The organism is Flavobacterium sp., assembly GCF_965284515.1.
GTDB lineage: Bacteria > Bacteroidota > Bacteroidia > Flavobacteriales > Flavobacteriaceae > Flavobacterium.
Window position 1 is genome coordinate 2,459,775 of the sequence record NZ_OZ260089.1, and the last position, 20,867, is coordinate 2,480,641.

The following is a 20,867-nucleotide window of genomic DNA, read 5'->3' on the forward strand; positions in this document are numbered from 1 at the left end:
AAAATTTATAAACAAGTTTAAAAAAAAGCCGCTACTAATAAAAGTAACGGCTTTATATTGATTAGAAACTAATCATTATTTTTTATGTCTTGGTTCACAAGAAACAGTCAATTTATGTCTTCCTTTAGCTCTTCTTCTAGCTAGAACTTTTCTTCCATTTGCAGAAGCCATTCTGTCCATAAATCCGTGTTTATTTCTTCTTTTTCTTTTCGATGGTTGAAATGTTCTTTTACTCATGACTTGTATTTTTAAAAATCTTTATATAAATGTCTTATAACTCTTAGTTTCCTTCCTTTGAAAACCGAGTGCAAATATACAAAGTCTTTTTTCATTCGCAAGTACTTTTTTAAAAATATTTTTAATTGATTTTATTACCTTTGCACCACATTAAAAAAACACATTATGTTTCACAAAAATATTAAATTAATTATTGCTGGCTTATTAATTGCCTTAGGGATTTATCAAATAGTTGACAGAAGCGTTGGAAATGGAATCTTTCTAATATTTTTATCTATTATCCCAATATTCTTATACTTTAAAAATGAGTTTATTTTGTTGGCTTTTTTAAAATTAAGAAAGCAAGATATGGACGGAGCAAAAAAATGGCTAGATAAAATCTCTAATCCAGAAACTGCTTTAGTTAGAAAACAACAAGGGTATTATAATTACTTAAATGGAATTATGGTTTCTCAAACTAATTTATCTCAAGCTGAGAAGTTTTTCAAAAAAGCTATTGAACTTGGTTTATCTATGGACCAAGACTTAGCACTAGCTAAACTTCAATTAGCAGGAATTGCAATGTCTAAAAGAAGAAAAATTGAAGCTACTAAACTATTAGCTGAAGCAAAAAAATTAGACAAGCACGGAATGTTAAAAGACCAAATGAAAATGCTTAAAGATCAAATGAAAAAAATATAATTATTTTATATGAACAAAAAAGCACCTGTACAGGTGCTTTTTTTTGATTGATTAACAAATACAAATCAGCATAATTATTTGGAAAGGAGCATTTTTCCTCCAATCAATAATAATATCACAGCAAATATTTTCTTAAGCATTTTTTGATCAAGATTAATAGCTAATTTACTTCCAAAATAGCCACCCACTACAAAAAAAACAGCAATTATCGCTGCATGCTTCCAATTGATATAACCTTCTTTGTAATAATTAAATACCGCAATAGCAGTAACCGGAACTACTAAAACTGCTAAACTTGTACCTTGCGCTTGATGTTGACTAAAACCTAACAAAAGAACCAACAAAGGAACCATAACTACTCCGCCGCCTACTCCAACTAATCCACTTAATAAACCTGCAATAATTCCAATTAGAATAAGCGATAATACAACTTGTAATGTCATTTTTGTATTTTTATTTTTTTTATTTTTTTGCATAACCTGAAGTTGGTATTTCAATTATGTATTTTTTATTCTTTGGATTATCTAATTTTTTATCTCTTAACCAAGGATTATGAAGCTTCAAAATTTTATAATTTATACCTTGAGATATAGCAAATAAAGCAAAATCTGTAACTGAGGAATCAACTTCAACTAACTTTACAGGCACGTCATTATACAAACCTTCTTTTGACAATCTAAATCCATATTCAGTAGGATGCGACATAATTTCTTTTAAAGCAAGGATTCTAAAAACATAACGAGAAGTTTCCTCATTTAACAAAACATCATAATAAGAACTTACTCCTTGCGATTCTAATTGTCTTTGCACTCCGTTCATTCCACCGTTATATGAAGCCGCAGCTAATGTCCAACTTCCAAATTTCTCTTTTGCATCTTTTAAATACAAACAAGCAGCTTCTGTAGACTTTACTAAATGATAGCGTTCATCAACCTCATCAGTAACTTCTAACCCCTTTTCTTTTGCGGTTGCAGGCATAAATTGCCAAACCCCTCTTGCCCCTGCAGGAGAAACGGCATTGACCAAACTACTTTCAATAACTGCTAAATATTTAAAATCATCTGGAATACCGTGCTTTTTTAAAATAGGTTCAATTATTGGAAATACCTTGTTGGCTCTTTTTAAAACCAAAGTTGTATTTGTATGGTAATTTGTATTAGTTACTAATTCCCTGTCTAATCGCTCGTAAACGTCAGCCATATAAGTTGGCACTTCTTCACCTGCAAAATCAATTTTCATAGGAAAATTCTTTGTAGGCTCAGTATTTGAATTTATTGTTACTGCGTAAACAAACAGCAAACTACCTAATGCAATTGCAACAGTTAATGCTATTTTTTTCAATTGAATCATCTTCATTTTATTCATTGTTTCTTTATTATTAATGGTAAATTTTCATTTAGCCATTTGTATTTATTAATAATCATAATATGTGTACCTCCTTTTACTGGAATACAATTAGAAATATATTTTATAGGAAAAATTTCATCCTCTTGTCCATGGATGTGTACAACCTTTTCATCTGCTTTATCATTTTTCCATAAGATAACGTTTTCAATAGCCCAATCCAAATACTTTTTATCGCGCATTTGCAAATATCTTTCGTAAAGCGCTAATCTTTTTGTTACAGTTTCACCAAAAGCGTATTTAGCTAATGCTTCAACATTTGAAAGCAATTGAGTAGGAATCAATTTATATGCCATTGTTGATTTTGCAATTTTCATTCTTCTTGGGAATTCTTTGTTTGACTTTACACTTGAAATAATAATTGTTTTACGCACTTTTATTAGTTTAGCCATTTCCTGAACTAAAATTCCACCAAAAGAGACTCCAATTAAAACCGGATTTTCATGTATAATATTCTTAGTCATTCTCAATGCATAATCTTCTAATGACTCCTTCTCTAAAGGAATAAACCACTCCAATAAAATAATTTCGAATTCGTCTTCAGGAAGTTTTATGTTTTCAAAAATAGTTGGACTTGCAGCCAAACCAGGCATGAAATAAACAGGAATTTTTGACATTTAACTAAATAATTGTTTTTACTATTTAAGTTTATAAAATTATTAAATAATTCATAAGTAGTGTTGTATTATATAATAAAGTTATCTTAATTTTTATTTCAGCAAATACTCCTAATCAATGAAATTTTTATAGTTTTTTAAATAAAAAAAAACACAAAACACAATATATAGTCTAAAATGATTTGATTTTGACATTCTATTTAATAACTTTGTAGTTGACTTTTAAAGTCAAAGAAATATTCTCACCCTTATAAATCCAACTATGACGCTTTTGAACATGGAAATTAAAGACAATGAACTTTTAAGACAATTTGAAATTAATACTGATTCAGGATTAGTAGCTATTGAATATTCTTTACAAGACAGAAAAATATTTTTAACAAAATTTGTTGAAAATGACAACGAGGATGAAGAGCTTCACCAAGAATTTATAACTAATGTCCTTGAAATAGCAATAGAAAGAAAACTAAAAGTTGTCCCTACACACATAAAAATGATTAAGTTTTTTAGAAAAAATAGAAAATACCAAGAATTACTTCCTCCAGGTTTAAAAATATAATTTAAAAAAATCCCAAATTAAAAACTTGGGATTTTTTTTATCTTCATTTATAAAGTTCTTTTTTATAAAAAATCAAACCTCACTGCTCCGTCTTCATCAATTCTAGTAAGCTGAACATTATGCAATTTGTTTACCAATTCCGGATTCCAAGGTGATTTTACTTTTACATAATTCTCCGTGAATCCGTGAATGTAACCTTCTTTGTTTTCACTTTCGAATAAAACAGTTCTATTTGTTCCTATTTGACTTTCGTAAAAAGCTCTACGTTTTTTTACTGATAAACCTCGTAACATTTTGCTACGTTTCGCACGAACATTCTTTGGCACTACTCCATCCATTTCTGCTGCTTCAGTATTATCTCTTTCCGAATAGGTAAAAACATGCAAATAAGAAATATCTAAATCGTTCAAGAAATGATAGGTTTCTAGGAAATGTTCATCAGTTTCACCAGGAAAACCAACAATTACATCAACACCAATACAGGCATGAGGCATTACTTCACGAATTTTATTAACTCGATCTACATATAATTCACGCAAATAACGACGCTTCATTTTCTTTAAAATATCGTTACTTCCTGATTGAAGTGGAATATGAAAATGAGGAACAAATGCTCTTGATTTTGAAACCAATTCAATAGTTTCATTTTTTAACAAATTAGGTTCGATTGAAGAAATTCGCAAACGCTCAATTCCTTCAACTTTATCCAATTCTGTCACTAAATCTAAGAAGGTATGTTCGTGTTTTTTGTTTCCAAATTCACCTTTACCATAATCACCAATATTGACTCCAGTAAGAACAATTTCTTTAATTCCTTTTGCAGAAATTTCAGCAGCATTTTTTAAAACACCTTCCATAGTATCGCTTCTAGAAATTCCTCTAGCTAATGGAATAGTACAGTAAGTACATTTATAATCGCAACCGTCTTGTACTTTTAAAAAGGCACGAGTTCTATCTCCAAATGAATAACTTCCTACATAAAAATCGGCCTCTTCAATTTCACAGGAATGTACTTCTCCCATGTCATTTTTAGCCAAATCATTAATATAATCGGTAATTTTAAATTTTTCTGTCGCGCCTAAAACCAAATCTACACCATCAACTGCAGCTAATTCTTCTGGTTTTAATTGTGCATAACAACCAACTGCTGCCACAAATGCTTTATCGTTTAGTTTAAGGGCTTTTTTTACAACTTGTTTAAATTGTTTGTCAGCATTTTCAGTAACCGAACACGTGTTAATCACATACATATCGGCAACTTCTTCAAAATCAACACGCTCAAAACCTTCGTCTTGAAAATTTCTCGCAATAGTAGAAGTTTCGGAGAAATTTAATTTACAGCCTAACGTATAAAAGGCTACTTTTTTCTTGTTTTCCATACATAATCACCATTAATGAAATCGTTGTCAAAAAATGGAGAGTGCAAATGTACTATTAATTTGAAAATGACACAATTTGAAGATTTGAAAATTATGTAACATTTTAAAAGTTAACACGTATAATTATTAAATTAAAAATTATAATGGCAGGAGAAGGTTCAATGGCTGGTGCAGCTACAAGCTTAAAAAACAATAAAGCATTACGTAAAGTAGACCGTAGTAAATGGAAAAGCTACACTGGTTCAAATAAAGTTGCAACGAAAAAACTAGGAAAAATTAGCCCAAGAAAACTACAAGAATTAAAACTATTATTAAAAAGAAGAAACAGAATAAATAAAATGATTCAAATCTCTTTATTAATTCTGTTTCTAATTGCTTTTATTTTTGCTATTTATTACCTAGATAAATAGATCTATTAACCCTATTCTTTTCTCCACTTTTTAGTTTCTTCAAAAACGTGTTCTAATATTTTAGCGTCTTGTTCTGTAAATTCTACATGACGGCGACTCATAACCACTTTTGCAACTTCAAATGCTTTTTTAGTCAAATACGTTGTAAATCCAGAAGCGCCTCCCCAAGAAAAACTAGGCACAAAATTACGTGGAAAACCAGAGCCAAAAATATTTGCAGAAACACCAACCACAGTTCCTGTATTAAACATGGTATTGATTCCGCATTTAGAATGATCTCCCATCATCAATCCGCAAAACTGTAAACCAGTTCTTGCAAAGCCTTCTGTTTCATAACTCCACAAGCGCACTTCTTCATAATTGTTTTTTAAATTAGAGTTATTAGAATCCGCACCAATATTACACCATTCTCCTAACACAGCATTTCCTAAAAATCCATCGTGTCCTTTGTTAGAATAACCAAACATAACCGAATTATTTACTTCTCCACCTACTCTACAATGCGGCCCTATTGTTGTTGCTCCATAAATTTTAGTAGCCAATTTTACTTGTGCTTCTTCACATAAAGCAAATGGCCCACGAATTACAGAACCTTCCATAATTTCAGCATTTTTACCAATGTAAATGGGTCCGGTTGAAGCATTTAAAGTCACAAATTCAAGCTTAGCACCTTCTTCAATAAAAACATTTTCTGGAGCAATTACATTTACTGATTTTGGAATTGGTTCTGAAAACCTGCCTTCTGTAAGAAATTCAAAGTCTTCTCGAATTGCTGCATCATTCTTTGCAAAAATATCCCAAGTGTTTTCAATACGTAATACTTCACCATCATATTCAATCAATTCATAAATATCAAAATCTATTTCTTCTTGAGTATCATTTGTATAAAAAGCGATAATTTCTTCTCTACTTAAAATGGCTTGATTTTTCTCAAGGCCAAAAATCATTTCAACCAATACATCATTTGGAAAAAAAGAAGCATTAATCATAATGTTTTCTCCCAATTCAACCATTGGGTATTTTTCCATCAAATATTCCTCAGTAAGCGTAGACGTTGTGTAACCTAAATATTGTTCCCATTTTTCTCTAATGGTTAAAATACCAACTCGAATATCAGCAACAGGTCTTGTAAATGTAAAAGGCAATAACGCATTACGAACAGTTCCGTCAAAAAGTATATAGTTCATGATTTTAATCTAAAAGTTAAAGTATCAAAGTTACAAAGTAATAACTTAAAAATATAAAAAGTAAAGGCATAAAAAAAGCCCTCCAAGTTGGAAGGCTTATATTTAGTTTTAAAATTCGATTATTTTTTATCGAATTTAGCATATTTAGTTTTGAATTTATCAATACGTCCTGCAGTATCAATAAGTTTAGATTTACCTGTGTAAAAAGGGTGAGAAGTTCTAGAGATCTCCATTTTGTATACTGGATACTCTACACCATCCACTTCGATAGTTTCTTTTGTTTCAACAGTAGATTTAGTAATAAACACATCTTCATTAGACATATCTTTGAATGCTACTAATCTGTAATTTTCTGGGTGAATTCCTTTTTTCATCTTGTAATTCTTTTTTATTAATGGTTACAAACCGTTCTGATGCTTTCTCATTTTATTGAAAAAGGTATAAACGTCTATAACTTTTTAGTTTATAATCTTTTATTTTGAGAGTGCAAATTTACATTTAATTTTTAAATTACAAGTTGTTGTGTAACTTTTTTTTGTTTTTTTTTACTAATACGATAAACTATATTATTTCTATATTTGTAAATCTATAAAACTAAACAAAACTATGAACGAAATTATCAAAAAAAACGGAATCACTTTTGGAGTTATTACTGGTGTAATATCAATTCTAATAACAGCTAGTGTTTATATTATTGATTTAAAATTATTCACAGCATGGTGGCTAGGTCTTTTAAGTATAGCTATTTACTTAGGAATTGGAATATTTTTACTTTCTAAAACAAAAAAAGAATTAGGTGGTGTTTTTCCTTTTAAAGATGCGTTTACAACTTATTTCATATCTGCAGTTATAGGAATAGTAATATCTGTTTTATTTAATATAGTTTTATTTAACGTTATTGACACAGAAGCAAAAGACACAGTTCAAGATAATTTAATTGAGTTTCAAGTTAACATGTTGAAAAAATTTAACACGCCAACTGAAGTAATTAAAGAAACTGTTGAAAAAATGTCAGAAGAAAATCAATTTGATACAGTAGCTCAATTAAAAGGATCTATTTTTAGCATTTTATTTTCTGCAATATTTGGTTTAATCTTAGCAGCTATATTCAAAAGCAAACCCACATATCAAGAATAAATGAATTTATCCATAGTTATTCCCTTATTAAACGAGCAAGAATCGTTACCCGAATTACACAATTGGATTGTAAAAGTTATGAATACTCATAACTTTTCTTATGAAATATTGTTTATAGATGATGGTAGCACAGACGATTCATGGTCTATAATTGACAAGCTTTCTAAAGAAAGCCCAAATGTAAAAGGAATTCGCTTTTTACGCAATTACGGTAAAAGTCAGGCTTTGCATGCTGGATTTGCCAAAGTAAAAGGCGATGTTGTAATTACTATGGATGCTGATTTACAAGACAGTCCGGAGGAGATTCCTGCTTTATACAACAAAATCATTACTGAAAAATTTGATTTAGTATCGGGTTGGAAAAAGAAGCGATACGATTCAGTAATTGGCAAAAATATGCCTTCAAAATTATTCAATTGGGCTGCCCGAAAAACTTCAGGTGTTCAATTAAATGATTTCAATTGCGGACTAAAAGCCTACCGAAATGAGGTAGTAAAGAACATTGAAGTTTCAGGCGAAATGCACCGCTACATTCCAGTTTTAGCTAAAAATGCTGGGTTCTCAAAAATTGGAGAACAAATTGTACAGCATCAAGCTAGAAAATACGGTTCAACCAAATTTGGAATGGAGCGTTTTATTAATGGTTTTTTAGATTTAATTACCATTTGGTTCATTTCGAAATTCGGAAAAAGGCCAATGCATCTATTTGGTGCTCTTGGTGTTTTAATGTTCATGATAGGTTTTGGATTTGCTATTTATTTAGGAATTGATAAACTTTTCATCAATACATCTGGAAGATTAATAACCGATAGACCTCAATTTTACATTTCATTAGTCACGATGATCATTGGTACGCAATTTTTTCTAGCAGGTTTTTTAGGCGAAATCATTTTACGTACCAAAAACAATGAAGAACGATACAAGGTTTCTGAGGAAATATAAAATATATTAAGAATACAAAATGCATATAGAACAAGACATATTAAACAAAGTAAACGAATGGCTTACACCAACTTTCGATAAAGAAACACAAGCAGAAATTGAAAAAATGATGACTTCGGCTCCAAAAGAGCTGGAAGATAGTTTTTACAAAAACTTAGAGTTTGGAACTGGTGGAATGCGCGGTGTAATGGGAGTTGGAACTAATCGTATTAATAAATATACATTAGGAAAAAACACGCAAGGTTTATCTGATTATTTAAAAAAATCATTCCCTAACGAAGAACTTAAAGTAGCCATTGCTTTCGATTGTCGTCATAATAGTGACACACTTGCAAAAGTAGTTGCAGATGTTTTTTCAGCAAACGGAATTAAGGTTTTCTTATTTTCAGAATTAAGACCAACGCCAGAACTTTCATTTGCGGTTCGTTATTTAAATTGTCATGCAGGAATTGTATTAACAGCTTCTCACAATCCACCAGAATATAACGGATACAAAGTATATTGGCAAGATGGTGGACAATTAGTTCCACCACAAGATGGAGAAATTATTCAACTTATTGATAGTTTACAATACGGCGACATAAAGTTTGAAGCAAACGAAAGTTTAATTGAATATGTTGACACTAAAATTGACGAAGCTTTTACAACTTCAACCATTGAAAATGCTAGTTTCAATACACCAAAAGCAGCAAAAGACAACTTAAAAATTGTTTTCACTTCGCTTCATGGAACTTCTATAAAGTTGATTCCAGATGTTTTATCTAAAGCTGGATATGACAATGTGGAAATTGTTGCAGAACAAGCAGAACCAAACGGAAATTTCCCAACTGTAAAATCGCCTAACCCTGAAGAACCAGAAGCACTTGTTATGGCTTTAGCGTTAGCAGAAAAAACAAATGCTGATATCGTTATAGGAACAGACCCAGATAGTGACCGACTTGGAGTTGCTGTTAGAGATTTAAACGGAAAAATGAAATTGCTAAACGGTAACCAAACTATGGTTATTATGACTGCTTTTTTATTAGAACAATGGAAACGCAGCGGAAAAATTAACGGCAATCAATTTATTGGTTCAACAATTGTAAGTACACCAATGATGCTTGAATTAGCTTCGGCTTATGATGTAGAATGTAAAGTAGGTTTAACCGGATTTAAATGGATTGCAAAGTTCATTAAAGATTTTCCTAATCAAGAATTTATTGGCGGCGGTGAAGAAAGTTTCGGATTTATGGTAGGCGATAAAGTAAGAGATAAAGACGCTGTAGGAGCTACTTTATTGGTTTGTGAAATTGCAGCTCAAGCAAAAGCAAGTGGAAGTTCGTTATATAAAGAATTACTTAATTTATATACCGATTTAGGATTTTATAAAGAATACTTAATTTCAATTACTAAAAAAGGGATTGAAGGCGCAAACGAAATCAAACAAATGATGGTTGATTTACGCGAAAACCCAATGAAAGAAATAAATAACCAACGCGTTATTTGCATTGAAGATTATCAAAGTTCGAAAGGCTATGATTTTATGAACGAAGAAGAATTTGATATTTCAATTCCAAAATCGAACGTATTAATTTATTACCTTGAAGACGGAAGTAAAATTTGCGCTAGACCAAGTGGAACTGAACCTAAAATTAAATTCTACTTTAGTGTAAACACACAATTAGATGGAATTGAAAAAGCAATTACTACTGAGGAAGTTTTAGATTTAAGAATTAAAAACATTATTGCGTCAATGCAATTGAACTAATGGATAAAAATTTAAAGAAAATAATTCCGTTTTTAAAACCTTATAAAACTAATGTTATAATGAATATTACATTTAATATTCTTTATGCATTATTCAGCACATTATCATTCATCGCATTAATACCAATGCTTGATGTACTTTTTAAAGATGCTGAAAAAGTTGTTGAAAAACCAGAATACACATCAATTTGGGATATTACAAGTTATGCAAATGACTATTTATATTTTTACATTACAAAATTAACTAATGAGAGCGGGCCGCAATACGCTCTTTTACTAGTAGTTACAATCATAATAATTACTTTTTTACTTAAAAACTTCTTCAACTACATAGCACTTAATCACTTAATGCTTATTAAAAATGGAGTTTTAAGAGATTTAAGAAACAAAATGTTTGATAAAATTATAAGTCTACCTATTTCTTATTATTCAGAAAAAAGAAAAGGAGATGTAATGGCTAGAATGCTTGGCGATGTTAATGAAGTAAAAAATTCTTTCTTTAATATTTTAGAATTAGTTATAAAAGAACCTATGACCATTGTTTTTACAATTGGTGCGATGATAGTAATTAGCTTTAAATTAACCTTGTTTGTTTTTATTTTCATACCTATTTCTGGTTTTGTAATTTCAAAAATTGGAAAAACACTAAAAGCAAAATCAAAAAAAGCTCAAGACGAAAATGGTTATTTAATTTCAGTAGTTGAAGAAACTTTAGGAGGACTAAAAGTGGTTAAAAGTTATAATGCTGAAGCAAGTTTTACAACAAAATTCAACAACTCTATTCAAAGACTATATAGACTAACAAACAGTATTGGAAGAAAAAACAATTTGTCATCTCCTATGAGTGAATTTATGGGAATTGTTGTTATTGCTATTTTACTTTGGTATGGTGGAAATATGGTTTTAGTTGAAACCTTTGCTGATGGAAGTCCACTATTAGAAGGTTCAAAATTCATTGCTTATATGGGATTAGCATATAATATTCTAACTCCTGCTAAAGCCATATCTAAAGCATCATATCAAGTAAAAACAGGTCTAGCAGCAGCTGAACGAGTCTTTGAAGTCTTAGAAACAGAAAACACAATTACCTCAAAAGACAATGCAATTTTAGCAACTGGATTTACAGATAAAATAACTATTGAAAACATTAATTTTAAGTATGAAGATGAATATGTTTTAAAAAACTTTTCTCTTACAGTTCCAAAAGGAAAAACAGTTGCTCTTGTTGGTCAATCTGGTTCTGGAAAAAGTACAATTGCAAACTTATTGACACGTTTTTACGATGTAAATGAAGGAACAATTAAGATTGATGGTATAGACATTAAAGACTTGGACATTCATTCGCTTAGGAACTTATTAGGCCTTGTTACACAAGATTCAATATTATTTAACGATACAATTAAAAACAACATTACACTTGGAAAAGAAAATGTTACTGATGAAGATATTATTGAAGCTTTAAAAATTGCAAATGCCTACGAGTTTGTAAAAGAGTTGCCAAATGGAATTGAAACGAATATTGGTGATGCTGGTGGAAAATTATCTGGTGGACAAAAGCAACGTTTGTCAATTGCTCGAGCGGTTTTAAAAAACCCTCCTATTATGATATTAGACGAAGCAACTTCTGCTTTAGATACTGAAAGCGAGAAATTTGTTCAAATTGCATTGGAGAACATGATGCAAAATAGAACTTCAATTGTAATTGCGCATAGATTATCTACAATTCAAAAAGCAGATACTATTGTAGTTATGCAAAAAGGACAAATTGTAGAGCAAGGAACGCATTCTGAATTATTAGCAAAAGAAGGTGTTTATGCTAAATTAGTAATGATGCAAAGTTTTGAATAAAAGGTGAACTTAAACAAAAATGTACGCAGATAACGAAAACATAAACTTACCAAGCGACGATACTATTGTGTGGAAATATTTAGATTTATCTAAGTTTTTAGACATGCTTTTATCTAAGAAACTTTTCATGTCGCGTTCTGATAAATTTGAAGATCAATATGAAGGTACGTTTTCTGAACCAACCTATGAAGAGATTAAGAAAATTGCAGCAAACAATTCGAAGTTTTTAGACTATTACAAATCACACAGAGAAAAAGTAGTGATTAGCAGTTGGCACATTAACGAATATGAATCGTATGCGATGTGGCAAATTTTCACGAAAAACAATGAAGGTTTAGCTATACAATCTACTATTGGAAGATTAAAACAGGCATTAGCTCCAGAAAAAAAATACCTACAAAATATAGGAGCAGTAAATTATATCGACTATAAAAAAGAATATATTCCTTTTGAAGATACTTTTTTCCCGTTTTTATTTAAACGAAAAAGTTTTCAGTACGAAAGAGAAGTACGAATTATTTCTGATACGAGCGGAAGTAGAGTTTCTATTAACGATGGTTTAAAAGTAGATGTAAACATTGACCAACTTATTGAAAAAATATACATTCACCCAAAAAGTGAAAACTGGTATAAAAACTTGGTAATTGAGTTAATGCAAAAATTAGATTTTACTATTGCTATTGAAAAATCTGATTTGGAAAGTGATATTTTGATATAAGAATTATTCTAAATCTTTAAATTTTAGGTGAGAAAATTCTAAAAACAAATTTACCGCAATTAAAAAATCTTTCCAAGGTGTATTCAAATCTTCTTCTTGAGACAGACTATCTAACCAATGATTAATTTGTTCACCATCTTCCGAAAGATAGCTTATTGTTATAAAACCAGAATCTAAATAACTTCTAACATTAACAAGAAGATCTTCATCTTTAATTTGACAAACTGCTTTCTTTAATTTTAAATATTTTTCGTAAGTTATTTTATAAGATACTCTAATAGTTTCATTAGAAATGTTTCTTAAAACAATAACCTTTACTTTTTTACTATTATTATTAGCTTTAATTTTAATTTTTACCCCTCCAAATACATAACTTGAATTAGAATATGTCAAAACAATTTCTTCTTTTTTTCTATTCTGAGAAAAACCTTGAAATAGAAGAAGAAATAACAAAATTGATAATAAGCTTTTCATTTTATGGTATGAGATTCTTCCTCCATCAGAATGACAAAACTACGGGAGTTATTAAATTTTAAATAGGCATATATTCTTCAACCTTCCATTCTTCTGCTAGAAGATTTACAAAATGATAGTGTACTTTGTCTTTTTTATCGAATGCACCGTTTTTATTAATGTCTTCAATACATCTAAAATACAAACGGTTTTGTGCTTCGATGATATTCCAATCTACTAACTCCTGAAGATCTAATGATAATTTAGCAAAACCAGTTCCATCAGCATTACTAATATATAAAGACTTAATGTCGTTTTGATCAACTTTTCCATCTCTATTCGTATCTGAATCTACTAATGTATATACTAATATTCTAGCTTTTGATTTTTCTGCAATAGTATTTAAAAAAGTAACCGTTTGAATTTGAACTTTCTTATTGGTTAAGGCGATAACATTTGTGGAGTCTAAATGTTGGAACTTTAAATTATCAAAATAACCCGTTATTTCAAAACGGTTGTAATTTGAAATAGCATAACTTCCTTGGCTCGTTTTACTAGAACCGTATACTTTTGAAAAATCATCATATACTCTAATATCCCCAACAGGATGAATTAAGTATTTTGTTCCTTCCATAAGAATAGGCAAATCGGCAATTTTAATAGAACTTGTGTCTATTTTAGTTGCATTTGTATTGGATGATTTTGTTTCATCATAAATAACTTTTGGCTTTTCTTGCTTCTTACAAGCTACTAAAGAAACTGCAAAAATTAAAAGAATATATTTTGGAAAGAAATTCATATGCATCAGTTTTATATTCAAATATAAGAATTTATAAAGTAAACCGTAATTATAATTTAGCAATTAACTTAACGTTAAAAACACGAGTTGTCATATAATTAGGAATTCCGTATTGTGTTTTAGTATAAACATCTCTAACCCAAGTATTCGTAATCGAATTTTGGTTATTGAATAAATTAAATATTTCCAATCCTATAGAAAACTCATTAAACGGATTTAACCATCTTTTAGGAGACTTCAACGTTTGGTCTTTAAACACATACGAAAAACCAGCATCAGCTCTTCTGTAATCGTTTAAACGCAATTGATACGCATAAGGATCAGCATATGAAGGCGAGCCACCTGGCAAACCAGTATTATAAACCAAGTTTAAATATAATTTTACATTAGGAATATTAGGCATATAATCTTGGAAAAGCAATCCAAACTTTAATCGTTGGTCGGTTGGCCTAGCAATATATCCTCTATCGTCTTGATTTTCTTCTGTCTTTAAAAATCCAACACTAAACCAAGATTCAGTTCCTGGAACAAATTCACCATTTAAACGCGCATCAAAACCATAAGCATAAGCAACAGCATCATTATTTGCTCTGTAACGAATACGAACATTGTCAATCGTATACGTATTAGCATCTGTAATGTTTTTATAATAAGCCTCAGAAATTAATTTAAAAGGTCGGCCCCACATTTTAAAACTGTAATCGTTACTCAAAACGACATGAATTGATTTTTGCGCATCTACATTGGTTTGCACTACTCCATCATAATCTCTTAACTCTCTATAAAAAGGAGGTTGTGCATACATTCCGCCAGAAATTCTAAACAACATGTCTTTTTCCCACTTGGGTTTAAATGCAAATTGAAACCTTGGTGAGAATACAAATTTATTTTTTCCTGTTTCATCTTGACTAGAAACTTGCCAAGAGTGACCTCTTACACCCGCATTAACCCAATATTCATGAACTCCAATTTTCCCTCTATAATTCCATTGTGCATATCCAGAAAAACGGTTAATCGTAGTATAATTTGTAGCTCTTACATTTTGATAAGGAGCCAAAGGTCCGTAATATGGATTATAAGGTTGGTCGTTAACATATTCCAGAAGTGGGTTAGGTAAAGAAAAACCTGCAGAATCAATAACTTCCCATTCTACAATTCTATCCATTATGTCTTCACGAGTATATTTAAAACCCCATTCAATTTGCTTTTTCGCATCAAGTTCATGAAACCCTTTTACTTCTGCATTAAAAATTAATGCATCTAAATTGTTTCTTGCATGATTAAGTTGAGAGCCAATTCCTCTTGTAAAAACAACATCTCCAAAAGTCTCAGAACCAATATTTGAATCAACTTCTCCTAATCTATATTGAGCTAAAATATCGTAATATTCTTGTTCTTGTGTGTGATAAGCTGAAGCAATAAATTTCAATTTATTCTTATCATTGTACTGATAAACCGATTTAAAGGCTCCAAAATAAGTAGTGTATTCGTCTTTTTCCTGACCTTCATAAAAAACCAATAAAGCGATAGGCTCATCTATAGTTCCAAAATTAGTTTGTCTTGTAAAAGGTTGGTAATTGTATTTGTTTTGAGAAATGTTTCCAAGAAAGCTAAATTGCCACTTCGTAGATGGATTAAAATTAAACATCGTTTGGATGTCAGCAAATGAAGGCCTGTAATTTGTTTCAGTTTCTTGACTGTTTACCAAAAGAGCATTGTTTCGATAACGAATACCGGTTATGTTACTCCATTTTTGATTTTTACTTACACCTTCAACAGAAACACTTCCTCCTAATAAACTAGCTTCAATTCCAGCAGCAAATTTCTTTGGATTACGATACGTTATATCTAAAACAGACGACATTTTATCGCCATATTTAGATTGAAATCCTCCAGCAGAAAAATCGACATTTTCAACCATATCGGTATTGGTGAAACTTAATCCTTCTTGTTGACCTGAACGAATTAAAAACGGACGATATACTTCAATTTCATTAACATAAACCAAATTTTCATCGTAATTACCACCGCGTACAGCATATGAAGTACTCAATTCATTATTAGAATATACTCCTGGTAATGTTTTAATAATGTTCTCTATTCCGGCATTAGCACCCGGAATTTTTCTAATAATTACAGGATCAATTGTGGTTACACCTTCTACCCTTTTCTTACTTGTTCCACTTACAATTACTTCACCAATTTCCTGAACATTGGCATTCATAACTGGATTAAACTCAAAATCTTCATTAGACTTTAATTCTAAAGTAACTACTGAATTTTTAAAAGAAATATGAGAAAAAACAATTGTTATTTTTTCATTAGAAGGAACATCTAAAAGATAAAATCCATTTGCATTAGTGACCGTCCCTTTTTCTCCATATTTAACCGAAACATTTTCAACAGGATTATTAAATTCATCTAAAATAACCCCTTTTACCCTTGCGGTTTGACCAAAAGATGTAAGTGAAATTATTAAAATAAAAAGAATTAAATATATATTTTTCAAAAGGACTATTTTAGTTATTCATAAAAAAGAAAGATTCAAAGGTAGTAGAATTTTGCATATCATCAGTTACAATAATCTTCAAATCGTTCCTGCCTTCTTTATACTTGTTATCATCTAAACGATGAATTAGCTTTTTTGTTTTATAATCATACTCCATTAAAATCCATTCATTATTTAAATAGGCATTATACGTGTCAATACCTGACAAATTATCTGCAATATAAACACTAATTGTAGACTGATTTTTTAAGTTTTTACCTTCCACAAAATTTACATTATAAATTCGCGGTGCATCATTATCTTGAGACAACTTATATTTACCTAGATTTCGAGTATACAATTTAAAAGTATTTCCCTTTCTATAGGTTTTATTGTAATCTAATTTATATCCATCAATGGTTGCAATAAAAGTTTTACTTAATTGCTCTTCGGTCAATCCTTGAACATCTGAAAAAGTTATAGTCATATTCTTATATCCTGGTACAGATTCGTCATGCAGATTTAAAACGCCGTCATTCACATCAAAATCCATATAGAAATCTTCATAAAAAGTATTTTCTGGAATGTAAACCGAAACATTATCTTTAGTATAATTATATTCGTTTTTAGATTTTAAAAAGTACTTCGTTTTCTTTACATCTTTCTTAAAAACAATTTCTTGATTTCCATATTCAACAGGAATAGTTAATTGTACTTTATTTCCGTGAAAATCATACAATTCAACTCTATAAGTATAAGTTACATTTGGCTGAACATGTATAATTCCATTCGTTTTATTCGCTTTTACAATCGAAAGCGGAAAAGGAATTTCTTGAAAAAGTTTTTGTACACGCTGACGAAGTTTACCAAATCGCTGATAATCAATAAGACTATTTACAAATCGAGATTCATCAAAAGCAAAACTTTGCAATTCATATTCATAATACGAAACACCATTTAAATACGCTTTCACCTTAAACAATCCATTTTTGTTATACGGATTAGTACAATAATCAAAAGCATTGATACCAAAACCTATTTTTCCATTTGCAATAACTTTAGTCGCTAAATAATTACCGTCAGCCGTTTTGTTGAAAGAGACAGCAATTGGGTTTTCAGATTTATTTACCAAAGTACTATCAATTGGATAGGCAACTATCCCTTGGATTTCAGGCTTTTTTGTGTCATTTGCTAACTTATTGAAACCAAAATAGAGAGGATTTATAATTTTTTCTGATTTCGTATCCCTAAATTCAAAATGTAAATGAGGAGCACCACTTCCTCCACTATTACCCGATAATGCAATTACATCACCTTGTTTAACAGGAAGTTCATTTGGCATTGGAAATAGCTCTACTTCAAATGCTTTTTCAGCATATTGTTTTTGTTTAATATAATCTTCAATTGCTCCGTTTGCTTTTTGCAAATGTCCATATACCGTTGTAAATCCGTTTGGATGTGTTATATATATGGCCTTTCCATATCCAAATGCTGAAATTTTAATTCGAGAAATGTAACCGTCTGCAACAGCATAAACGTCTAAACCTTCTTTACCGTTAGTTTTTAAGTCAATACCTGAATGAAAATGATTACTTCTTAACTCCCCAAAAGAACCAGAAACATCAAGAGTAATTGGCAAAGGTGAGATAAAATCAGCTGGATAATCAACTTGACTAAATACAGAAAAAGGCAACAAAAAAAGAAGAAAAATTTTCATAGAATTAAATAAAAGATAAAAATAATAAAAATAATAGCACAAAAACACAACAATCAAAAACCTTTCCATAACTGGTTCTAAACCAAATTATTATAAAAAAAACATTTTTTTACATAAATTTTATTAAAAAGTATTGTAATTATTCGATAGTAATGCTAAATTTGTAGAAATAGAAATGAATTTTATCATTCATGAAAGGATTATCAGAATTAATTGATTCTCTTGAAGTTAAATTTTTTAAGCTCAACAAAAAATTAGTTGTATTAGAAAGTGAAAACCAAGAATTGAAGCAAAAAATAGTAGTTTTTGAGAAAAATCAAGAACAACAGTCGGAAGAATTAATTGCTTTAAAAAGTCAAATTGAAAATCTTAGAATGGCAAACTCATTAATAGGCAGTGAAGAAAACAAAAGAGAAACAAAGCTCAAAATAAATTCATTAATTCGCGAAATCGATTATTGCATAGCACAACTTTCAGATTAAAAGAATGAAAGAAAAGTTAAAAATTAAATTATCAATTGCAGACAGAGTTTATCCATTAACTATAGATAGCTCTCAAGAAGAAGGACTAAGAATTGCCTCAAAAAAGATTGATGAAATGATTAAACAATTTGAACAAAGCTATGCTGTAAGAGATAAGCAAGACGTATTAGCCATGTGTGCTTTACAGTTTGCTTCGCAAGTTGAACAAAAACAAATTGATGTTACAGAAGTAGAATCATCGTCAATTGTTCGACTAGAAAATTTAGATAAAAAACTGAGCGAGTTACTCTCAAAATAAATACGTTCTTACATATACATTAAGATACTGCCTACATTAGTATAATTTGATAAACTCAACACTAACAAATTAAAATGAGCGAATCTTCGTAACTATAGCAAGCCTTTAAGTAGGAAGCTTGAACTACGAGTTAGCTCAAAACTTGTCCTTTACGAGTTTATACAACACTCTAATGTAGGCTTTTTTTATATAAATTATTTAACTAAATTATGACACTAATATACATTATAATTGGAATTATAGCAGGTCTTGCTGGTGGTTTTGGAATTGCTAAAGCATTAGAAAAAAGCAACGTTTCCAATCTTATTAAAAATGCAAAAAAAGAAGCTGGTTCTATTTTAAAAGATGCAAAAGCAGAAGCAGAAGCTCTTAAAAAAGATAAAATATTACAAGCAAAAGAAAAGTTCTTAGAATTAAAGACAGAACACGAACAAGTAATTTTATCGAGAGATAAAAAAATGGCTGAAGCTGAAAAGAGAACTCGTGACAAAGAATCACAAATTTCAAGCGAATTGGCTAAAGCAAAAAAATCTAGTGATGATTTTGATGCTAAAGTAGAAGAATATAATTCTAAAATTGAAGCTTTAAACAAAAAGCAATCAGATTTAGATAAATTACACAAAAGTCAAATAGAACAACTTGAAGTTATTTCAGGTCTTTCTGCTGAAGAAGCTAAAAATCAGCTAACAGAAAGTTTAAGAAATGAAGCTAAAACTGAAGCTATGTCTTTCATACAAGACACAATGGAAGAAGCTAAAATGACCGCTCAACAAGAAGCTAAAAAAATAATCATTAATACTATCCAACGTGTAGGTACTGAAGAAGCTGTTGAAAACTGCGTATCAGTATTCAATATTGAATCAGATGATGTTAAAGGGAGAATTATTGGTAGAGAAGGAAGAAACATTAGAGCAATTGAAGCCGCTACTGGTGTAGAAATAATTGTTGACGATACTCCAGAAGCAATTATCTTATCTTGTTTTGACCCAGTTAGGAGAGAAATTGCTCGTTTAGCTTTACATAAACTTGTTACAGACGGTAGAATACACCCTGCTCGTATTGAAGAAATTGTAGCTAAAACGCAGAAACAAATAGAAGAAGAAATAATTGAAACTGGAAAGAGAACAGTTATTGATTTAGGTATACACGGTTTACACCCAGAATTAATTAAAATTGTAGGTAGAATGAAATACCGTTCTTCTTATGGACAAAACTTATTGCAACACTCAAGAGAAGTAGCTAACCTTTGTGGAATTATGGCTGCTGAACTTGGCTTAAATGTTAAATTAGCTAAAAGAGCTGGTTTGTTACACGATATTGGAAAAGTTCCAGATACTGAAAGTGAATTACCTCACGCTTTATTAGGAATGCAATGGGCTGAAAAATATGGTGAAAAAGAAGAAGTTTGCAATGCAATTGGAGCTCACCATGATGAAATAGAAATGAAATATTTAATTTCACCAATTATTCAAGTTTGTGATGCTATTTCTGGAGCAAGACCTGGAGCAAGAAGACAAGTATTAGATTCTTACATTCAACGTCTGAAAGATTTAGAAGCTGTTGCTTTTGGATTCCAAGGAGTTAAAAATGCCTATGCAATTCAGGCAGGTAGAGAATTAAGAGTTATTGTAGAAAGTGAAAAAGTAAGCGACGAAATGGCTTCTACTCTATCTTTTGATATTTCTCATAAAATTCAAACAGAAATGACTTATCCTGGTCAAGTAAAAATTACTGTAATTAGAGAAACTAGAGCTGTTAATATAGC

Annotated in this window: 22 protein-coding genes; 11 read left to right on the forward strand and 11 right to left on the reverse strand. The window is 30.2% G+C overall.

Going from position 1 to position 20,867, the window contains the following annotated elements; translation table 11 throughout:
- Positions 1-75: 75 nt before the first annotated feature.
- Complete coding sequence (gene rpmH, locus ACQ65T_RS11600) at positions 76-237, reverse strand: 50S ribosomal protein L34 (RefSeq protein ID WP_007136275.1); 162 nt, start codon at positions 235-237, stop codon at positions 76-78.
- A gap of 165 nt (positions 238-402) precedes the next feature.
- On the opposite strand from rpmH, the gene ACQ65T_RS11605 reads away from it, so the two are divergent.
- A complete protein-coding gene (locus ACQ65T_RS11605) occupies positions 403-918 on the forward strand; it encodes a DUF2892 domain-containing protein (RefSeq protein ID WP_430401250.1) in 516 nt (171 codons plus the stop codon).
- Positions 919-992: 74 nt separating this feature from the next.
- On the opposite strand, the gene ACQ65T_RS11610 is transcribed toward ACQ65T_RS11605, so the two are convergent.
- From ACQ65T_RS11610 to ACQ65T_RS11620, 3 genes are read right to left on the reverse strand one after another with little or no spacing between them, the layout of a single operon-like run.
- Positions 993-1,394 (reverse strand): TSUP family transporter, encoded by a 402-nt coding sequence (locus ACQ65T_RS11610; RefSeq protein WP_430401252.1) that lies wholly within the window; start codon positions 1,392-1,394, stop codon positions 993-995.
- A complete protein-coding gene (locus ACQ65T_RS11615) occupies positions 1,381-2,274 on the reverse strand; it encodes a lytic transglycosylase domain-containing protein (protein ID WP_430401376.1) in 894 nt (297 codons plus the stop codon). The genes ACQ65T_RS11610 and ACQ65T_RS11615 overlap by 14 nt, the downstream gene beginning before the upstream one ends.
- A 5-nt stretch (positions 2,275-2,279) precedes the next feature.
- Positions 2,280-2,939 (reverse strand): alpha/beta hydrolase, encoded by a 660-nt coding sequence (locus ACQ65T_RS11620; RefSeq protein ID WP_430401254.1) that lies wholly within the window; start codon positions 2,937-2,939, stop codon positions 2,280-2,282.
- Positions 2,940-3,216: 277 nt separating this feature from the next.
- Here ACQ65T_RS11620 and ACQ65T_RS11625 point away from each other — a divergent pair, with 277 nt between their 5' ends.
- Positions 3,217-3,498, forward strand: coding sequence for a GNAT family N-acetyltransferase (locus tag ACQ65T_RS11625; RefSeq protein ID WP_430401378.1), 282 nt, complete (start codon positions 3,217-3,219; stop codon positions 3,496-3,498).
- Positions 3,499-3,560: 62 nt separating this feature from the next.
- On the opposite strand, the gene mtaB is transcribed toward ACQ65T_RS11625, so the two are convergent.
- Complete coding sequence (gene mtaB / locus ACQ65T_RS11630; RefSeq protein WP_430401256.1) at positions 3,561-4,877, reverse strand: tRNA (N(6)-L-threonylcarbamoyladenosine(37)-C(2))-methylthiotransferase MtaB; 1,317 nt, start codon at positions 4,875-4,877, stop codon at positions 3,561-3,563.
- Positions 4,878-5,020: 143 nt separating this feature from the next.
- Between mtaB and ACQ65T_RS11635 the strand changes: the two genes are divergently transcribed.
- Complete coding sequence (locus ACQ65T_RS11635) at positions 5,021-5,287, forward strand: hypothetical protein (protein WP_430401258.1); 267 nt, start codon at positions 5,021-5,023, stop codon at positions 5,285-5,287.
- 11 nt (positions 5,288-5,298) lie between these two features.
- Here the strand turns inward: ACQ65T_RS11635 and ACQ65T_RS11640 are convergent, their stop codons facing one another.
- Together ACQ65T_RS11640 and ACQ65T_RS11645 are read right to left on the reverse strand one after the other, a co-directional pair.
- Entirely contained in the window at positions 5,299-6,474 is a 1,176-nt protein-coding gene (locus ACQ65T_RS11640) for a GlmU family protein (RefSeq protein WP_430401260.1), read from the reverse strand.
- Positions 6,475-6,593: 119 nt separating this feature from the next.
- On the reverse strand, positions 6,594-6,848 hold the full coding sequence (locus tag ACQ65T_RS11645) for a type B 50S ribosomal protein L31 (protein WP_430401262.1): 255 nt from the start codon (positions 6,846-6,848) through the stop codon (positions 6,594-6,596).
- 232 nt (positions 6,849-7,080) lie between these two features.
- On the opposite strand from ACQ65T_RS11645, the gene ACQ65T_RS11650 reads away from it, so the two are divergent.
- The 5 genes from ACQ65T_RS11650 to ACQ65T_RS11670 are packed head-to-tail and all read left to right on the forward strand — an operon-like array spanning position 7,081 to position 12,865.
- The gene (locus ACQ65T_RS11650; RefSeq protein ID WP_430401264.1) at positions 7,081-7,611 is read left to right on the forward strand and encodes a DUF4199 domain-containing protein; all 531 of its coding nucleotides are present in this window, start codon (positions 7,081-7,083) and stop codon (positions 7,609-7,611) included.
- A complete protein-coding gene (locus ACQ65T_RS11655) occupies positions 7,612-8,553 on the forward strand; it encodes a glycosyltransferase family 2 protein (RefSeq protein ID WP_430401266.1) in 942 nt (313 codons plus the stop codon).
- A 19-nt stretch (positions 8,554-8,572) separates the two neighbouring features.
- A complete protein-coding gene (locus ACQ65T_RS11660; RefSeq protein ID WP_430401268.1) occupies positions 8,573-10,300 on the forward strand; it encodes a phospho-sugar mutase in 1,728 nt (575 codons plus the stop codon).
- Entirely contained in the window at positions 10,300-12,147 is a 1,848-nt protein-coding gene (locus ACQ65T_RS11665; protein WP_430401270.1) for an ABC transporter ATP-binding protein, read from the forward strand. Before ACQ65T_RS11660 ends, ACQ65T_RS11665 begins: the two co-directional genes overlap by 1 nt.
- A 19-nt stretch (positions 12,148-12,166) precedes the next feature.
- Entirely contained in the window at positions 12,167-12,865 is a 699-nt protein-coding gene (locus ACQ65T_RS11670) for a hypothetical protein (RefSeq protein ID WP_430401272.1), read from the forward strand.
- A 3-nt stretch (positions 12,866-12,868) separates the two neighbouring features.
- Here the strand turns inward: ACQ65T_RS11670 and ACQ65T_RS11675 are convergent, their stop codons facing one another.
- The 4 genes from ACQ65T_RS11675 to ACQ65T_RS11690 are packed head-to-tail and all read right to left on the reverse strand — an operon-like array spanning position 12,869 to position 18,322.
- Positions 12,869-13,339, reverse strand: a complete 471-nt coding sequence (locus tag ACQ65T_RS11675) for a hypothetical protein (protein WP_430401274.1) — start codon at positions 13,337-13,339, stop codon at positions 12,869-12,871.
- A 58-nt stretch (positions 13,340-13,397) separates the two neighbouring features.
- Positions 13,398-14,117, reverse strand: a complete 720-nt coding sequence (locus tag ACQ65T_RS11680; RefSeq protein WP_430401276.1) for a hypothetical protein — start codon at positions 14,115-14,117, stop codon at positions 13,398-13,400.
- 49 nt (positions 14,118-14,166) lie between these two features.
- Positions 14,167-16,626, reverse strand: coding sequence for a TonB-dependent receptor (locus tag ACQ65T_RS11685; RefSeq protein ID WP_430401278.1), 2,460 nt, complete (start codon positions 16,624-16,626; stop codon positions 14,167-14,169).
- 10 nt (positions 16,627-16,636) lie between these two features.
- Complete coding sequence (locus ACQ65T_RS11690; RefSeq protein ID WP_430401280.1) at positions 16,637-18,322, reverse strand: M23 family metallopeptidase; 1,686 nt, start codon at positions 18,320-18,322, stop codon at positions 16,637-16,639.
- A 191-nt stretch (positions 18,323-18,513) separates the two neighbouring features.
- Here ACQ65T_RS11690 and ACQ65T_RS11695 point away from each other — a divergent pair, with 191 nt between their 5' ends.
- The 3 genes from ACQ65T_RS11695 to rny all read left to right on the forward strand — a co-directional run.
- Positions 18,514-18,804, forward strand: coding sequence for a hypothetical protein (locus ACQ65T_RS11695; RefSeq protein WP_430401282.1), 291 nt, complete (start codon positions 18,514-18,516; stop codon positions 18,802-18,804).
- Positions 18,805-18,808: 4 nt separating this feature from the next.
- Entirely contained in the window at positions 18,809-19,102 is a 294-nt protein-coding gene (locus tag ACQ65T_RS11700) for a cell division protein ZapA (RefSeq protein ID WP_430401284.1), read from the forward strand.
- 209 nt (positions 19,103-19,311) lie between these two features.
- The coding region (gene rny, locus ACQ65T_RS11705) for a ribonuclease Y (RefSeq protein WP_430401286.1) at positions 19,312-20,867 on the forward strand (1,556 nt) is incomplete at its 3' end.

Coding starts and splice junctions, on each gene's coding strand:
- rpmH (WP_007136275.1), bottom strand. CDS start 237: ATGAGTAAAAGAACATTTCAACCATCGAAAAGAAAAAGAAGAAATAAA.
- ACQ65T_RS11605 (WP_430401250.1), top strand. CDS start 403: ATGTTTCACAAAAATATTAAATTAATTATTGCTGGCTTATTAATTGCC.
- ACQ65T_RS11610 (WP_430401252.1), bottom strand. CDS start 1,394: ATGCAAAAAAATAAAAAAAATAAAAATACAAAAATGACATTACAAGTT.
- ACQ65T_RS11615 (WP_430401376.1), bottom strand. CDS start 2,274: ATGAAGATGATTCAATTGAAAAAAATAGCATTAACTGTTGCAATTGCA.
- ACQ65T_RS11620 (WP_430401254.1), bottom strand. CDS start 2,939: ATGTCAAAAATTCCTGTTTATTTCATGCCTGGTTTGGCTGCAAGTCCA.
- ACQ65T_RS11625 (WP_430401378.1), top strand. CDS start 3,217: ATGGAAATTAAAGACAATGAACTTTTAAGACAATTTGAAATTAATACT.
- mtaB (WP_430401256.1), bottom strand. CDS start 4,877: ATGGAAAACAAGAAAAAAGTAGCCTTTTATACGTTAGGCTGTAAATTA.
- ACQ65T_RS11635 (WP_430401258.1), top strand. CDS start 5,021: ATGGCAGGAGAAGGTTCAATGGCTGGTGCAGCTACAAGCTTAAAAAAC.
- ACQ65T_RS11640 (WP_430401260.1), bottom strand. CDS start 6,474: ATGAACTATATACTTTTTGACGGAACTGTTCGTAATGCGTTATTGCCT.
- ACQ65T_RS11645 (WP_430401262.1), bottom strand. CDS start 6,848: ATGAAAAAAGGAATTCACCCAGAAAATTACAGATTAGTAGCATTCAAA.
- ACQ65T_RS11650 (WP_430401264.1), top strand. CDS start 7,081: ATGAACGAAATTATCAAAAAAAACGGAATCACTTTTGGAGTTATTACT.
- ACQ65T_RS11655 (WP_430401266.1), top strand. CDS start 7,612: ATGAATTTATCCATAGTTATTCCCTTATTAAACGAGCAAGAATCGTTA.
- ACQ65T_RS11660 (WP_430401268.1), top strand. CDS start 8,573: ATGCATATAGAACAAGACATATTAAACAAAGTAAACGAATGGCTTACA.
- ACQ65T_RS11665 (WP_430401270.1), top strand. CDS start 10,300: ATGGATAAAAATTTAAAGAAAATAATTCCGTTTTTAAAACCTTATAAA.
- ACQ65T_RS11670 (WP_430401272.1), top strand. CDS start 12,167: ATGTACGCAGATAACGAAAACATAAACTTACCAAGCGACGATACTATT.
- ACQ65T_RS11675 (WP_430401274.1), bottom strand. CDS start 13,339: ATGAAAAGCTTATTATCAATTTTGTTATTTCTTCTTCTATTTCAAGGT.
- ACQ65T_RS11680 (WP_430401276.1), bottom strand. CDS start 14,117: ATGAATTTCTTTCCAAAATATATTCTTTTAATTTTTGCAGTTTCTTTA.
- ACQ65T_RS11690 (WP_430401280.1), bottom strand. CDS start 18,322: ATGAAAATTTTTCTTCTTTTTTTGTTGCCTTTTTCTGTATTTAGTCAA.
- ACQ65T_RS11695 (WP_430401282.1), top strand. CDS start 18,514: ATGAAAGGATTATCAGAATTAATTGATTCTCTTGAAGTTAAATTTTTT.
- ACQ65T_RS11700 (WP_430401284.1), top strand. CDS start 18,809: ATGAAAGAAAAGTTAAAAATTAAATTATCAATTGCAGACAGAGTTTAT.